Annotated in this window: 18 protein-coding genes; 2 read left to right on the top strand and 16 right to left on the bottom strand. The window is 45.5% G+C overall.

Annotated elements, in window-relative coordinates; genetic code table 11:
• Positions 1 to 147 precede the first annotated feature (147 nt).
• Positions 148 to 1,095 carry a DMT family transporter gene (locus V6668_RS12590; protein WP_036609019.1) on the bottom strand — a complete coding sequence of 316 codons (948 nt, stop codon included), beginning with the start codon at positions 1,093 to 1,095 and terminating at the stop codon, positions 148 to 150.
• A gap of 165 nt (positions 1,096 to 1,260) precedes the next feature.
• Here V6668_RS12590 and V6668_RS12585 point away from each other — a divergent pair, with 165 nt between their 5' ends.
• The gene (locus V6668_RS12585; protein WP_282321731.1) at positions 1,261 to 2,136 is read left to right on the top strand and encodes a LysR family transcriptional regulator; all 876 of its coding nucleotides are present in this window, start codon (positions 1,261 to 1,263) and stop codon (positions 2,134 to 2,136) included.
• A gap of 40 nt (positions 2,137 to 2,176) precedes the next feature.
• Here V6668_RS12585 and V6668_RS12580 read toward each other — a convergent pair whose 3' ends face one another.
• The 5 genes from V6668_RS12580 to V6668_RS12560 form a co-directional block, all read right to left on the bottom strand.
• Entirely contained in the window at positions 2,177 to 2,383 is a 207-nt protein-coding gene (locus V6668_RS12580) for a hypothetical protein (protein ID WP_282321732.1), read from the bottom strand.
• A gap of 32 nt (positions 2,384 to 2,415) precedes the next feature.
• On the bottom strand, positions 2,416 to 2,898 hold the full coding sequence (locus V6668_RS12575; protein ID WP_338708582.1) for a tetratricopeptide repeat protein: 483 nt from the start codon (positions 2,896 to 2,898) through the stop codon (positions 2,416 to 2,418).
• 387 nt (positions 2,899 to 3,285) lie between these two features.
• Positions 3,286 to 4,143 (bottom strand): heme o synthase, encoded by an 858-nt coding sequence (gene cyoE / locus V6668_RS12570; RefSeq protein ID WP_338708581.1) that lies wholly within the window; start codon positions 4,141 to 4,143, stop codon positions 3,286 to 3,288.
• 156 nt (positions 4,144 to 4,299) lie between these two features.
• Positions 4,300 to 4,866 carry a hypothetical protein gene (locus V6668_RS12565; protein ID WP_047842614.1) on the bottom strand — a complete coding sequence of 189 codons (567 nt, stop codon included), beginning with the start codon at positions 4,864 to 4,866 and terminating at the stop codon, positions 4,300 to 4,302.
• A gap of 245 nt (positions 4,867 to 5,111) precedes the next feature.
• Positions 5,112 to 5,465, bottom strand: coding sequence for a DUF3243 domain-containing protein (locus V6668_RS12560; RefSeq protein ID WP_036609024.1), 354 nt, complete (start codon positions 5,463 to 5,465; stop codon positions 5,112 to 5,114).
• 246 nt (positions 5,466 to 5,711) lie between these two features.
• Between V6668_RS12560 and V6668_RS12555 the strand changes: the two genes are divergently transcribed.
• A complete protein-coding gene (locus tag V6668_RS12555; RefSeq protein WP_338708580.1) occupies positions 5,712 to 5,921 on the top strand; it encodes a hypothetical protein in 210 nt (69 codons plus the stop codon).
• A 127-nt stretch (positions 5,922 to 6,048) separates the two neighbouring features.
• Here V6668_RS12555 and V6668_RS12550 read toward each other — a convergent pair whose 3' ends face one another.
• The 10 genes from V6668_RS12550 to V6668_RS12505 all read right to left on the bottom strand — a co-directional run bounded on the left by V6668_RS12550 (position 6,049) and on the right by V6668_RS12505 (position 15,595).
• Complete coding sequence (locus tag V6668_RS12550; protein ID WP_338708579.1) at positions 6,049 to 6,960, bottom strand: NAD(P)/FAD-dependent oxidoreductase; 912 nt, start codon at positions 6,958 to 6,960, stop codon at positions 6,049 to 6,051.
• A gap of 180 nt (positions 6,961 to 7,140) precedes the next feature.
• Positions 7,141 to 8,772 (bottom strand): S-layer homology domain-containing protein, encoded by a 1,632-nt coding sequence (locus V6668_RS12545; protein WP_338708578.1) that lies wholly within the window; start codon positions 8,770 to 8,772, stop codon positions 7,141 to 7,143.
• Between the two features lie 94 nt (positions 8,773 to 8,866).
• Positions 8,867 to 9,466 (bottom strand): nitroreductase family protein, encoded by a 600-nt coding sequence (locus V6668_RS12540; RefSeq protein WP_074094703.1) that lies wholly within the window; start codon positions 9,464 to 9,466, stop codon positions 8,867 to 8,869.
• A gap of 149 nt (positions 9,467 to 9,615) precedes the next feature.
• Complete coding sequence (locus V6668_RS12535; protein WP_036609033.1) at positions 9,616 to 9,870, bottom strand: hypothetical protein; 255 nt, start codon at positions 9,868 to 9,870, stop codon at positions 9,616 to 9,618.
• Between the two features lie 136 nt (positions 9,871 to 10,006).
• Complete coding sequence (locus tag V6668_RS12530; RefSeq protein WP_036609035.1) at positions 10,007 to 10,870, bottom strand: AraC family transcriptional regulator; 864 nt, start codon at positions 10,868 to 10,870, stop codon at positions 10,007 to 10,009.
• 65 nt (positions 10,871 to 10,935) lie between these two features.
• Positions 10,936 to 11,484: a glutathione peroxidase gene (locus V6668_RS12525; protein WP_036609037.1), complete on the bottom strand. Its 549-nt coding sequence runs from the start codon at positions 11,482 to 11,484 to the stop codon at positions 10,936 to 10,938.
• 140 nt (positions 11,485 to 11,624) lie between these two features.
• Complete coding sequence (locus V6668_RS12520; protein ID WP_076318600.1) at positions 11,625 to 12,095, bottom strand: hypothetical protein; 471 nt, start codon at positions 12,093 to 12,095, stop codon at positions 11,625 to 11,627.
• A gap of 179 nt (positions 12,096 to 12,274) precedes the next feature.
• Positions 12,275 to 13,171: a carbohydrate ABC transporter permease gene (locus V6668_RS12515; RefSeq protein ID WP_422395255.1), complete on the bottom strand. Its 897-nt coding sequence runs from the start codon at positions 13,169 to 13,171 to the stop codon at positions 12,275 to 12,277.
• A 17-nt stretch (positions 13,172 to 13,188) separates the two neighbouring features.
• Complete coding sequence (locus V6668_RS12510; protein WP_036670532.1) at positions 13,189 to 14,070, bottom strand: carbohydrate ABC transporter permease; 882 nt, start codon at positions 14,068 to 14,070, stop codon at positions 13,189 to 13,191.
• 208 nt (positions 14,071 to 14,278) lie between these two features.
• Positions 14,279 to 15,595 (bottom strand): ABC transporter substrate-binding protein, encoded by a 1,317-nt coding sequence (locus V6668_RS12505; RefSeq protein WP_047842606.1) that lies wholly within the window; start codon positions 15,593 to 15,595, stop codon positions 14,279 to 14,281.
• Between the last annotated feature and the right edge of the window lie 129 nt (positions 15,596 to 15,724).

Below are 15,724 nucleotides of genomic sequence, written 5' to 3'. Positions count from 1 at the left end.
AAAAAACAAAAATCAACAAAACAAGGTTATGTTATTTTGTTTTTGTTAGGTAGATGTTTATCTGTTTCACAAGGTGGACGACATAACCAAAAAAGGCCCTCTCCCCACCTTCCATAGAAGATGACGAAAGGACCTTTTATCCCCCAATTATATGCCTGGTGCTCCCTGATCGCCAAGTTCCGACTGTAAAACCGGGCGTTTTCTGCGCCAGAAGATAGGCTGTGGAAGTTTGATCTCTGTGATCAGAACACCAACCAACATCAAAGCTGCTCCCGCATACCCTTGCAACGTTAGCGATTCCCCTTGAAAGGTAAATGCAAAGGCTGCTGCAAACAGTGGTTCGAGTGAAAAAATCAGACTTGTTCTTGTGGGAGAGGCATGACGCTGCGCGAGTGTCTGCAGAATATACCCCAAGCCGCTACACAAAACACCTAAGCCAAGAATGGCTGCCCAGGATTCAGCCGTATCGGGCATACGTGGCGTTTCCAGCATAAATGTAGCTGCAATTCCCCACATCGCTGCAACACCCAATTGAACTGTTCCCAATGTTAACGGATCATGCTTCGGTGTGAACTTGCCAGCAATCATTATATAGATGGCATACACAAGTGCTGCTAGTATGCAGAGAATATCTCCCGTGTGCAGACTAAGCTGATGCTGAAGCGTCAGCAAGCCAAGGCCGGTAACGGCAACCAGGATACTGAGTGTCAATCGTTTATCCGGCATACGACGATGCTGGATCGTCGTCAGGATCGGTACAAAAATAACGGCCAAACTTATTAGGAATCCCGCTTGAGATGTCGTGGTTCGTTGCACACCATAGGTGATGAATACAAATGCAGCGAATAAAGCTGTCCCCATAATAGCGCCTGCCACAAGTGTTCTGCGATCCATGTTAAACAACCGCCGATGAAAAAGAAGTCCTGCCGCAATAAAGGCAATTCCAAAACGAAATGCGACCAGATTCAATTCTTGCATGGACTCCAGACCCGATTTCATAAACAGATAGGAAGATCCCCATATAACCGTTGCGAGCAGCATCTGTATGTCCGCTCTTCTTGTTGCCTGACCTTGATTAACCTGTACACCATTCATCTTGCTTCAACCTTCATTCTATGTATTCTGAGCTGTGTGATCGTGCGTCAAACTAACTCGCCTTGGCAAGTATAAACGATCTCTTTGCATTATAAAAATGAATATTTATAATATATTATATGAAATAAACTCATACATCAAAAATGGAAAGGAACGGAACCATTCATGTCCCTGATCAAATACGAAATATTGAATACCGTTGTGGAATATGGCAGTCTCACCAAAGCGGCAGAAGCGTTGAACATCACCCAATCCGCAGTCAGCCATGCCATCGCCAGTCTGGAGACAGAATGTGGTTTTTCCCTGCTCCATCGCAGCCGCTCGGGTGTGCGGGTTACCGCTGAAGGGGAACGCATTCTGGGATACACACGTGAGATTCTGCGCTGGACGGAACTGATGAACCAGGAAATCTCCCTCATTCGCGGCGCGGAGATTGGTACGGTGCGTATTGGTACCTTCGCAAGTGTCTCCACACAATGGTTGCCGGGCATCCTGAAACAATTTCGCCTGCGTCATCCCGGAATTGAGATTAAGTTGTGGGAGGGCGATTATGCTGAGATTGAGGGCTGGTTGGCTGGAGGCGCCATCGATCTCGGATTTCTGTCTCTCGGCGATTCTTCACCTTTTGAGACGATCCCATTACAAAAAGACAGGATGATGTGCATCCTGCCTCTGGATCATCCTCTCGCCTCAGAGGAGTCTGTTTCGTTTGATGTTTTACTGGAGCAACCCTTTATACTGCCCAAGTGGGGCGGAGATAACGAGATTGAACGACTGATCCGACAGCATGCGGCCAAGCTTAATGTCGTCTATGAAGTAGCCGAAGATCAAGCCATTATGGCGATGGTCCGTAATGGCCTCGGCATCAGCCTGCTTCCGGAAATGGTTCTTCAAAATCATACCGATTCACTCGCGCTCGTGCCACTCTCTGGAGATCCTTATCGTACAATTGGCATGGCCTGCCCATCTTTGGGCAATCTATCGCCAGCTACGCGGCGTTTCATTGAAGAGGTACAACAGTGGCTCGGCCAGGTAATGTAAATTTGGAGAACTCACTACCTGTCGTCATGATCGACTTTTTCTATCCATTACTCACATTACTCACAAATTGGATAACACCAAGAGTCAGCAACAGTACAGATATAATCGCAATCGTGATGCCAAAACCAATCAGGAAGCGCACGCCAGGTGAGCGTTTGCCCTGTTGGCTCTCTCCCAATCTATCCAGCTTCTGCTCAATTTGATCCAACCTTTCATTTACCTGTTTCAGATCTTGATTGGAGTTCATTCATCCATCTCTCCCTTTTCTGTGTATTCGATCTATTCCCACACCCGATCGAGCTGATCTGCGTAGTAACGGATTGCTCTGTTATAGTCATTGATTCTCTTGTCACTTGATGTGTCCGCAAGTTGCACGAGCAGTCTTTGCATCGCTTCTGCATGTTCACCCAGATTGTAGAGCACCATGGCATAGAAAACTTCAAATTCCCGGTACGCCGGGAATTCTTTCAAGCCCGTTCCAAACCAAACCTTTGCCTGCTCATACTGTCCAAGCGTTCGATATGTGCTGCCCAGCCCGAGTATCGCCCCTGCTCTGTCCTCACCAGAAAGACCAAGACTCAGTGCCTTCTCATAATGCGGGACAGCTTCCCGCTCCAATCCAAGCGAATCATGTGCCCAAGCCAGCTGATACCAGACATTGGCATTCTCGGGTTCCTGGACTGTAATCTCTTGCAGTAGTTCAATCGCTTCCTGCACCTTGCCTTCTTGTCTCCATTGCACGGCCTGTTCCAAATTACTCATGCTGTCACTTCCCATCTTGCATTATAATTTCCACATATATAATTCAATTGTTTTATTATACCAAAAAAGCACCCTATAGAATATGTTGTAACAACTCAAGGTTGTCCAAACGCTATTCCATCGTGTGCTTTTTCATTCGATGCAGCCTGTTATAAAAAATGGACTAAAGCATATTTCCACTGGACACTTCGATGACAGAACCACCTTCCGATCGCTGTTATCCCCGGATTTTTCGAATCATTTTAACAAAGGTGAAAATCCGGGGATAAAGGCGAACGCTTTCGCTTCTTCAGGTTCTTTCTGTCCTCTCCGTTTTGTGTAAATGTTTAGTTCAATTTATATAGCTTAAGCTGAAATCTCTCTGAAAACGATCTGTTCATCGTTTAATTATGACCATACCGTATTCGCTACCATAACAATAAATACAATCATGAGATAGTTCACCGAGATCAAAAAGTTTAATTTTGCCCACTTCTCATCATCCTGTGTCTTCAGTCCGCTAAGGGTATGCACAAACCAGATCAGTCCACCGACCAGAGATACAATCAGAAATACCAGACCTACGTAGTCGTAATAATACAACAGGAATACAGCAGGAAGCAGCAGAAAAACATAAGGAATCATCTGAAACTTGGTGCGTTTCACCCCTTTAACCACTGGCAACAACGGGAAGCCCGCAGCGCGATACTCCTCTACCCGGCGAATACCCAATGACCAGAAGTGTGGTGGTTGCCACAAGAATAATAGTGCAAACAGCAACCAGGCACCTGCATCAATTTCATTCGTTACAGCCGTATAACCGATGACAGGCGGCATCGCTCCCGCAATTCCACCCAGTGACGTGCTCCACGTTGAACTGCGTTTCAACCACATCGTGTAAATCACGATGTAAGCGAACCACCCAAGCAGTGCCATCCACCCTGATAACGGATTCACCAGGAAAAATAGTACTGCTAGTCCCACAACACCAAGGATAATGCCATAGCCAAGTACAAACCCTGGCTTCAGATGGTTAATGTAATCCATCCTTTTTTTGGTGCGCTCCATCTTTTGGTCCAATTCACGATCCCAATAATTGTTGATTACACAAGCTGAAGCAATAACCAAAGTTGATCCAATCACGACCATGAGCAGAGATAACCAGTTGATATCCCATTTTGAAGCTACCCAGAACCCTACCGCCACCGCAAACACATTTAACCTTAGAAGTCCGGGCTTAGTTAATGCAATCATGTCTTTAAGCATGAGGCTCCTCCTGAACTATGTAAAAACGCCATTCCAATAATGATACATGTACCTACCATTAATTACAATCGCTTTCATGAATTTGTCATAACCAAAAAGCATCCCTCACCGTTCCAATGAACAGGAGGAATGCTTGATGATGGATTTCATCTTATTTTATGGGATGTATTGTTGCACAATTTTAGTAACTTTTCCGTCCTGCACCGTCAGATGATACGGGAATACGGATAGATCAAGAATACGGGTATTCTCATACAACGATTCGAACTTGGATAATGTCACAGGTTCATTCCACTGAATATCTGCGCCCTGCATCGTACCATCCCGATCATACAACTGCATCAATACTTCAGCATCGGCACTAACCTCAACCTGTTCCTGCTCTTTGCTATCATTGACAATATAGTAACCATCTGGAGCACCGTCTATACCTGCTTCCGGATTGCGCTGTGCAAAAATCGCATCAGCTTCTTCACCCTGATACCAGCCAATCTTGTCCACTGTCATAAACAATTTGCCGTCTTCTATATGCATACCTTCAACATAGGCTGTAAACATCTCGGAGTTTGCAACTTGAGCTTCTTTCGCAGAAGGTTGTTGAGCGTCCGTACTACCTTGAGCATTCGCAGGGGTAAGTAAATATGTAGTCAGCACAATCATGCCAAGTAAAGCAACAACTGCACCGATCATTCCTAGTTTCCATTGTTTTGTCGCGTTCTTCATAGGTAACATCTCTCCTTAATATGAACGTTACTATTCCTTAACCGGAAGTCTTGCTTCTCAAACGCTCATGTGAACTATCGATTCCAACGTTCTTTCTTTTCCTATCATACTTCGAACAGGGATTATAAAAGTATCAGCCAGATTAAAAATAGTTACAATGTGCGTCATCACTCCTGTCTGTAGTCTCCGTAAACGGCAATAACCCCTGAAGGCATCGCCATTCAGAGGTTATTAACTTACTAATCTTAATGATTGGGTGTGGAGCTTTGCGCCAAACGAACGAGCATATGAGCCAACATGTGACGTTCATCTTCCTTGCCGACATTCCACAACTCCTGCAGCAGTTTTTCTTCACGATTACGGGGTTCCTCCCGAGCTGCCAGATAATCCGCTACTTTCTCGGCAATTTTGGCCATCTGCTCCTCACTTAGTCCAATCGATTCTCCCATGGCAATTCGCTTACCCAGGTATTCTTTGAATGCATCAAAGTTCTGTAGAATCTGTTCTCTTTCTTCCGGCGCAATCTTCTCAATTGCATTGTCCACCTTGTCAGTTGAAACTTGGCCATCTTTATGGATTACATGATTTTCTTCATTCATTTGAATAACCTCCTGCATAATAGTTGTTTATTGGTTTGAAGCTTTAAACTTAATACTCATTGGTTATCTATAATATAAACGTATTGCAGAAGTTTAATCAGTACGTTCAATTCTGTATATATCTTCTATATATGAGCAAGTACACGTTTCAAAAGAAATACAGCGGTTAATCGTTTACATATACGTAACGGTGTTTGGATATGTTAATGAACACCTTATACAATATCGAACCAGGAGGGATTTCCCATGCGTGATAAAACCAAACATGAGAAGACAAACGATGAACTTGAACCAGGAGTGAATACCGTTATCCATCCAGACAAAAATAATCCCGGACCAACCGATATGATCGAAGGCGTGGTTGGTGATATCGTGGACAACATTCGCAAAGATTTCTCCCATGAATCGAAGGACGAGAAGTCTTCCTCCAAGTCAACGGATTCATCAGACAAATAAGCGTAATCCTTTTCTCCCTAGCAAAAGATAACTCAAAAAGTCCTCCTGCCACATGCATGGCTTGGGAGGACTTTTTGGTAATGAACGATTGAATAATCAACCTCATATCTGGAGGTGAAATTCAACGTTAATCCTTTGTCATCTGCTGTAACGCCTTATGAATCCAGATCGCGGCAATGGAACCTTCACCCATCGCAACGGTTGCTTGTTCTGCGTGCAGTCCCAGATCCCCGGCTATCCATACATTATTCGCTGCCTGCAAGCTGCGCGGATCAGCTTCTACATGTTTATTATCTGCAATCACAGCTCCCAGCTGCTCCGCCAGTTCATAGTGTACCCGGTTACCTCCAAATGCGATAAATCCACGCTCCGACTCAAAGATCTGCCCATCTTCGGTCAGAACACCGGTGATATGGCCATCCTCAATCTGTTGTACTTCCTGAACAGCGGCTTCCAGATAACGAACTCCCGCCTCTTTCATGCTCCGATGCAGCTCTGCAGATATGGGAGCCTGCTCATGATTGATATATAACAGATCATTCGTACGCTGAATTAAAATCATCGCCATATTGGCACCTGGTTCGCCAGATCCCAATAGTACCGTACGTTGATCCTGAATCTCATAACCATCGCAATCAGGGCAGACATACACCGTTCGGCCCAGCGTAGGGGTTAGTCCCGGAATGTCCGGAACTCTATCCGTGAGCCCCGTTGCCAATAACACGGTTTTGCTCCTATATTCAGATCCGGAAGTACCGAATAATTGAATATGTTCTCCCTTACGTTCCGCTTTAATGATACGGTCTTTCTCAAAAGATACACCAGTCCGCTCTGCCTGCATCCTGCCTCGTTCTCTAAGCTCTTCACCGGATACCCCATCGGGGAAACCGAGGATATTATGATAAGTCCGGCATAACGTCGATCTGCCTTCTCCCGCGTCGATTACCAACACCTGATGAGCTGAATAACGTCCAAGCTGAATGGCTGCCTGAAGCCCTGCGAGCCCTCCACCTACAATTATGCAATCAACCTCTCGCATGCTCCTTCTCCTCCTGAACTTCCATTTATTTAATTTAATTAAACAATTTGTCCTTATATACATTAAACCGTTCAGCCAAGCTTAAACGATTCCTGATATTGCTTATCTTATACCAAAACAAACAGACCCAAACCATCCGGCAGCATCCCGGTTCGCTTGAGTCTATCAGATTCATGAATTTTAGAAGTTATATGATTCAAATCGCGAAGCATTTGAAATGGCGTTCCATACATCGGCTGTTTCGCCGCCCATATACCAGTAAGCCAGTCCAGCAATTTGCCGTTGCTCACTCATTAACACTTTGGCTGATAACGAACGACTGTCCTCTGCCCATATATATCTTGGCTTACCATTACTGTTGTACCCGATAATATATTGAACCAGACTTGCATCCCATCGTCTTACAGATCCCGTAGCATGCGCACGCATTCCCTGGTCTGCCAGTGTAATGTCCCAAGAACTGGTTGCCGGATTCACGGAAGACCAGTCTCGTGTATATAACGGAAGGGCCAAAATTGTTTTGGCACGTACCACCTCGGAGAGCATGGTATCCAAAGCCTTTTCTACCCATGGAAGAGACGCCACTGATCCTGCTTTCGGATCACCGTTCCAGTGTTCCTCGTATCCCATCAGCACCATATAATCTGATACAGCGCCCAGTTTGGCATAATCAAATGCATCCGTCCAATCAGTACCCAGGTCGGGCGAAACGTCCACGGACACCACAGCACCGAGTGCGTGCAACGTAGCCGTCAAAGAGGTCACAAATGCCGTCAGCCCTTCACGATCCGCAGGATCAACATTCTCAAAGTCCACATTAATGCCGTCCAATTTATAGGTTTTGACATAAGCGGCTACCTGTGAGATCACTGTCGCTCGGTTGGCTGAGCTGGATAACATCTGATGGGTAAGTGCCGAATCGGAACGATTCCCAAGTAATGGCCATAGCTGCCTGTCGGTGGCTGATGCCCAGGAGATCAATGCAGGGTCCGCGTGATCTGTTACTTTCATACTGCTGTTCAGGAAAAACCAGCGTGGGACAAGTGTGTTGACCTCAGACTGTTCCACTTGTTTCTTGAATTCAGTTGTAGTGGAGTTATATTGCCAGCCCAGCTGAACGCCAAGTTCATCCCCACGTTGTAACTGCTCAGACCATGTTTTCTTTTGTAAAATGGCATCGAGCATTACGGCTGCTTCTTCTCGTGTTACCTGGTCATGTGGTCGAAACACGCCTCCGCTTCCCCGCATTAGTCCAAGTTGATATACCGTCTGAACATAAGGACGTGCCCAGTCCGAGATATCCGCTGCGTCAAAATACGTTGAAGATAAGAGTGATGTCTCTACGGGTTGTTGTTTTAACATTCGAACAAGAAGGGCAGCCGCTTCTTCGCGCGTAATAGAAGCATTAGGCTGGAACGTTCCCTGACCCTTACCCTCCAGAATAAAAAGATTCGTCATGGCGGCAACATTGCCGTAATACCAAGCATTCATGCTTATATCCTGATAGGGATTAATATTATTTTTAACGGGCTTCAAACCTAGTAATCTCACAGCAAACGTCGCAAATTCTGCACGAGTAACGGCTTTCTTCGGTTCAAACGTAGTCTCTGACGTACCGGCAGCAATGCCTTTTGCCACCAGATGTGTAATGGCATCCTTGGCGTAACTGGTGTGCGTATCCTGAAACTGTTGCTGCACGGTTGCAGCCTGAACAGTAGAGCCATATCCAGCCAGCGATCCAAGTGTTAATAACCCGCATAAAGCCATTTTCCATATCCGTTGGTTCGTTATGTCTTTTAATCTATTATTCACATCAAAAAGCCTCGCTTCATTGGATTACGATCAACTATCATCGTATCAAATTGAAGCGAGGCCGTATGTGGTTAAATGTTGGGAAATGCGAAGCTTACTTGTGTACTTTTACGCGCTCTTCAATCGGTTGGAATTCTTTCTCACCCGGTGCTGCCGTTGGTTTACCAAATGGCATCTGAGCGATCAATCTCCAGTTCTCAGGAATGCTCCATTCTTGTTTCACTTTCTCATCAATCAACGGGTTATAGTGCTGCAAAGATGCACCCAGACCTTCTTGTTCCAGAGCAGTCCAGATTACCAGTTGCAACATACCGTTGGATTGGTTAGCCCAGATTGGGAAGTTATCTGCATAAGCTGCAAAATTTTGTTGAAGCTGTGCGATCGCATTGTTATCTTCGAAGAAGAGAACCGTACCATATCCGCTGCGGAATCCAGTCATTTTCTCTGCTGTGGATTTGAAGGCTTCTTCATTACCTACCACTTCACGCAAAATTTCTTCTGTGTGATTCCACAATTTATCATGTTGTTCACCGAGCAATACAACGGCACGGGATGTTTGTGAGTTAAAGGAAGTTGGTGTATATTTCACCGCTTCTTCTACGATTTCCTGGATTTTAGCATCCGAAATTGTAGATTCCTTGCTGATTCCATAATAAGATCTTCTGTTTTTCAACGCATCAAAAAAAGTTGTCATTCTTATTCGCCTCCCAAATTTTTTTTTTCAATTGCCAACATAGTAACTATAATATAGTAACATACATTAGTCAACAAACTAATTTATTTTCACTAAATATACATTCACCGAAAACATTTCCACAAGTTTGCCCAACACAGCAATTGGAATTATCCTTCGCCCGTCTTTTTGCGATAATCCGCCCGGTATTTCTCTTCCGTAGACGAGTTACTTTTTGTCTGATCTTTATTCTTCTCTTCCTGAGCTTCCATATTCAGATCTTCCATCGGAATTGGATCTACAGTCTGTTCTTCTTCATGTCGGTCAAGCAGACTTTCGTGCTCTGTCTTATATTGTTCAGGATTGTCACGGGATTGTTCCTGTTGGGTATCGTTGTTATTCTGATCCGGTGTGCGCTGTTTCATTCATATTCGCCTCCTCTGGGTTCATTACCTTTCTTTACCTGTTCTGCGTGTCCTCTAAACACAGTGGGATGCATTCCTCAAACAAAAACCAACAAAAAAAGCCAACCAGACAAGCTGGTCAGCTCAAAGACGACTTCTATGATTGGCGATGCAATTGGGTACGGTACAGATCAGGCGAACATCCCACACTTTGTTTGAACATCCGACTAAAATGCGAAAGGCGTTTGAAACCGGACAATCGACTTGCTTCTGTCACGGTGATCTCAGGCTGGAACTGAAACAAAAGCTTCGCCTGATTGATACGACGGTCATACAGGTATTTGAATATCGTCAAACCTGTCATTTCCTTAAACATGCCTGCCAGATATGGCTTGGACAGATGTAATTCCAGTGCCAAATCATCCAGACCAATGTCCTTCATATAATGGGTATCCACATAACGAATGATGTGTTGGACATGCCGCTCCCTCTCCGATGAGGGAAGTTGTTCCTGGACATCACCCTGGCAGATCTCTGCTACAAAATACAACAGATCACACAGTCTGACATTCATTCGCTCTTGCCTGAAATTGCTCTGACTTTGAGACAGACGATGAAGATCATGCAATAGAGCTTCGAATTCAGAGCGGTTATCTCCCTTCAGATTGACCCGGCAATTTCTGAGTTCTTCAAATGGTCTCAGGACCTCAGCCATACGGTCCGGATGCAGGCTGCTGCGGATTGCAGACGGATCAAAATGCAGTGTGCTTCGCTCATAAGCACTGCCTGGCTTCGGATGTGGTCGATGAAGAGTCAGGCCATGCATTAACACCAGATCACCCGGCTCCAGGTTATATACCCGGTCTCCTATGATATAGGTACATTCTCCATCATGAAAATAATAAATCTCATAATGTGGATGTGAATGGAATCCATCTGACTTGCCTGGGTTAAACGTGCTGGTGGATCGGTAACTATACTCCAGTGAAGCGCTAAATTGCATCATGCTCGGCACATTCATGCACCTCCTGTTCGGAAGAGGGAAACGATTTGTGTCATGCCCCTGTAGGATATATGAAAGTGAAATTATAGAAGCTGTTTAATACTCTCTTGAATCTCGTCGATGGAGTCGACAGGTTCGAAGCGTCTGACCACACGCCCCTCTGCATCAATCAGGAATTTTGTGAAATTCCATTTGATTGCATCGCCGTGTAACCATTCTGGTGCCTTCTCAGCCACCATTAATTTCAATAATTTTGCCTGTATATCTGTTTCATCAAAGCCTGCAAAAGGCCCTGATCTTTTCAAAAAGTCGTAGAGCGGGTGCGCCGCTTCTCCATTCACATCCAGTTTGGAGAACATCGGAAATTTCACACCATAGTTAATCTGGCAAAACGATTCCGCTTCCGAACTGCTTCCAGGCTCTTGCTCTGCAAACTGGTTACACGGGAAACCAATAATCTGAAGTCCTTGATCCTTGTACTGGTCATACAGCTTCTGCATGTCATCAAACTGGTGCGTATATTTACATTTACTTGCCGTGTTTACGATGAGCACAGGTTTTCCTTCATATTGATAGAGTGGGAAACGCTCTCCACTGGTTCTGGTTACGGTAAAGTCGTAGATGGTTGGCATAAGTCTAGTGCACCTCGCGATAGTTATGTAGTCATACAGCATCATATGTCAATGTTAATTATATACGAAGTTTGAACTATTGTATTGGAGAAGATATTGATCGTTCAGATTAGACTCAGAGATATTTGAAAATATATCGATTACTCAACTGCTCTAATACTCATAACATATTTCGTTCTGGGCAGATACTTTATTTCCAGTGTTTTATCTCGATTTTCCCAGGCGATATCCCGAGTGTTAATCAATTCCATTTGATTTATTTCGATGGTTTGTTCCCTCCATTTCTTGCCCATGGATCCTATGTAGTTCGGTTTACCTGTTACTGTTTCGTAATCTTGGGAGAGATAAGGACCTATATCCTGAATACCCGACACTATCTTAGGAGCAAAAAGTAATATCAAGCCGATACCAAAAATGATGCAACAGCACTTGAAAGATATTCGTTTTACGATGTTTTTTATCTGCTTCATGCCATGAAACAACCCCATACCAAGTGTAAATACTGCCATGGCTGCTCCAATCAAATTTAAAAAGATCCAACTAGGAAAAAAGGTTAGAAAGAACGAAGAAACACCAACCAATATAAAAACAATAAATATGATTATACTCATCTTCAACAACATCCTCTTCCTTCATTTAAATATGTCCCATGAATCCCGATAAAGAATCGCCTCCAATGGATAAACTCAGATCATGGATTAATTCTCCCTTTCAACAGAAAACCCTTCTGCCGCGAAAATCTCTTCGTTCAGCAAAAGGGTTATTATATGGGATCACAGTGACAGCAGCTTCAGCCCTTCACGGCACTTCCGGCCACGCCCTGAATGATATAATGCTGACCCACGAGGAAAACGACGATCATCGGAATAATGCCTGCCGTGGCAGCGGCCATCATGCCGTTGTAGTCCACATTATTCTCCAGAATAAAGTTCTGCAGTCCGAGCGGAACGGTGTACAGGTCTTTGTCGATCAGGAACACAAGCGCATTCTCATAGTCATTCCAATGCCATGAGAAATCTATGATCGCCAGGGTAGCCAGCGCTGGCTTCGCCAAGGGTAGAATCAGCCTGAAGAATATGCGCAGGTGACCGGCACCGTCGATGAACGCCGCTTCCGATATCTCTGATGGCACGGACAGGAAAAATTGTCGCAGCATAAACACGCCAAAGATCGTGAACATTCCGGGCAGGATCAATGCCCAATGCGTATTATATATGCCGACCCATTCAAACATCAGGAACTTCGGTACAAAGAGCACCTGCGGAGGCACCATCATCATCGAGAGATAGATCAGAAACAGTGTCTCCCGGCCTTTGAATTGAATCCGTGCGAAGCCATAGGCTGCAAAAGCCGAGAGAAATACAGCTCCGACCGTGCTAATTAGCGATATTTTCAACGAGTTCAGATAATACGTCGCAAAGGTATCCGCTCCACTCCAAACCTTAATGTGATGCTCCCAGTTCAGGCTGGAGGGTATCCACTGGATGGGATAGGTGAATACGTCCGCAGGAGATTTGAACGACGTGCTGATCATCCAGATAAACGGCATAATCATCAGCAAAGCAAACCCGGACATCAGAAGTGTCAATATGATTTTTCGAATCTGGCTCAAGGACTCCATGCGGACTTTAACTTTAGGTGAATGTGGAGCTGTGGGCTTCGCATTCGCGGCAATTTGTTTCTCCATAACGATCCCTCCCCTCCTTAATAGTGAACCCAACGTTTCTGACCGAGCCACTGCAAAACAGTGAATATCATGATGATGGCAAAGAGTGCCCAGCTTATGGCGGCAGCGTATCCCATCTCGTAATATCGGAAGGCATTCTGGTAGATAAAAAGTGACAGGACGGTTGTGCTGTTCCCCGGCCCACCCTGGGTAATCGCTTGAATGATACCAAAGTTTTTGATCGTCATAATCAGCCCCGTAATCAGTAGCAAAAAGGTCGTTGGACTCACAAGCGGCCAGATCACTTGGCGTATCGTCTGCCAAGGACGGGCTCCATCTATCCGTGCAGCCTCAACCAATTCCTCCGGAATTTCCTGCAAAGCGGCCAGATAAATAATCATGTTGTAACCCAACATGAACCAGATCCAGATGATATCAATCGCATACATGGACCATTCGGTTGTTGATAACCATCCGGGTGGATTCGTAATACCGATCCCCCGCAAGAAGCCATTAATGGGCCCCGATGTTGGCTGGAACAGCAGCATCCAGACAAAAGCGATGGCAACGCCGCTGGTGATATAGGGCATGAAATAGAGGGCACGCAGCGTTTTTTGCCAATACACCGACTTGTTCAGCGCCACCGCCACGATAAATGCCAACCCCATCGATACCGGAACCGCTAACAGAAATACAAATGTATTTCGCAGCGCCACGCCAAACAGATCATCATTCAACATCCGGCGGATATTGTCCAGCCCGACGAAATTCGTCTCCGGGCTCATGAATTTGTAATCAGTGAACATGAGATAGAACGAATAGACAGCCGGTATAATAAAAAACAACAGCACGCCAATCATATTGGGCCCAATAAACAGATACCCGAGTCTGCTCTGCCGTTTCATCCAGGATTTATGCATATGCTCCCCCACTCCTTAACATCTGTTCTGGAATTAAGCATAACAAGATGTCCTCTAACATTTAAGGAACATAACCCTGTACCTGATATCACAGATATATGTATTTCGGCAGTGACTTTCGGGAGGAAAACAACATGGAATTGTTCTATTGCTTATATAGAAAAAACCGCCCCATTGGGACGGCCTTTGGACTCATTGCTTTTGCAACCTATTGATTCTGCTTCAGCCAGTCATTATGGCGTTTGACCATGTTCTGTACCGTTACTTCGGCAGTCTGGTTACCGAGGAAGAACTTTTCATACTCCTGTGCACGCAGATCGACCACTTCCTGCGCAATGCTGCGGACAAACGTAGGTGTCTCGTCACCGTACAACACAAATTCCAGAGACTCTTTATCATAAGAATCGGCATAATCGCCAAGCAGATGATCGATCGCAGTCTGTTGATCAACCGCATTGGAGGAAGGCAAACGTCCACCCGCAGCCATCGGCATCATTCCCCCATCGGCGTACCATTTCAGGAACTCCCATGCGGCTTCTTTATTTTTCGACTTGGAATTAATCGCAATAAAGTCACCAAGTCCTCCACTCTTCACCATATCTGCTTCTTGTGCAGCCAGTCTCGGTACAGGGGCAAAGGCAATTTTCCAATCCCGCGGGAATTCGGTCATGTTGTTCGATGTGCGGATCAGCCATTCGCCGATGTTGATCATGGCAGACTCACCGCCAAGGAACATGTTCTCCACCGGCATTTTGGAAGTCAGCTGCTCTCCGAGCGGAGGGGTGGTTGCATCCTCCTTCATCATTCCGTTCAAAGTCTCCAGCCATTTAGTGACGAGCGGATCATCTAGGTTGGAAGTGCCGTCTGCCTTAACATAACCGTTCTTCACCAGAACGGAATCGAGCGGGTCTACATAGGAAGCGGTATGTTGCACCAATCCGTACTTGAAGCCAGCTGTCTTCAGTTTGAGTGCATATTCACGGGCTTCATCCCAAGTCCAGGCTGTTGGTACGCTCAGTCCCGCCTGATCAAGCGCTTTCATATTTAAAGCGAAAAAGGCAGCGTTTTTCTTGGTTGGCATCCCGTAATATTTGCCGTCCACTTTCCAGGAAGCCGCATCTTCACCCATTTTCTCATCAATGTTGTAATCGGTGAACTCGCCCAGATCCAGTGCTGTCCCACCCTTGATGCGTTTATCCAGATTTGTGAGGGTATAGTTGACGTACAGGTCAACGTTCTGCCCGGTGGACAGCGCCGTATCCAGCTTCAGGTTGCCATCATCGTCATTCACAAACCGCACATATTCCACCTGAATATCAGGATGTTCCGCATTCCAGGTATCCACCACTTCCTGTGGACCATTCTCGGGCGGCACCGCGCCCCACATGGTGAGCTTCACTTTTCCCCCTGCCGCTCCACCTCCGTTATCTCCACCGTTCGTCTCATTTTTACCTACACAGCCGGCAAGCAAGCCCAGCATCAGCGCACCTACGATTAATCCCGTTAATCCTTTTTTGATTCTCATCTGGTCACATGACCTCCCTGAATTGAAGTGTACCTTCCGTTACATCGTAGCAGGGACCTTGCTGGGTTCATAAGATACATATCCATGATTCGGATTGAACAAAAATACGGATTTACTTGTGCTTGCCTG

Origin of the sequence: Paenibacillus amylolyticus (genome assembly GCF_036894225.1) — a bacterium.
Taxonomy (GTDB): Bacteria; Bacillota; Bacilli; order Paenibacillales; family Paenibacillaceae; genus Paenibacillus; species Paenibacillus amylolyticus.
This window is presented reverse-complemented; position numbering and strand designations above follow the sequence as displayed.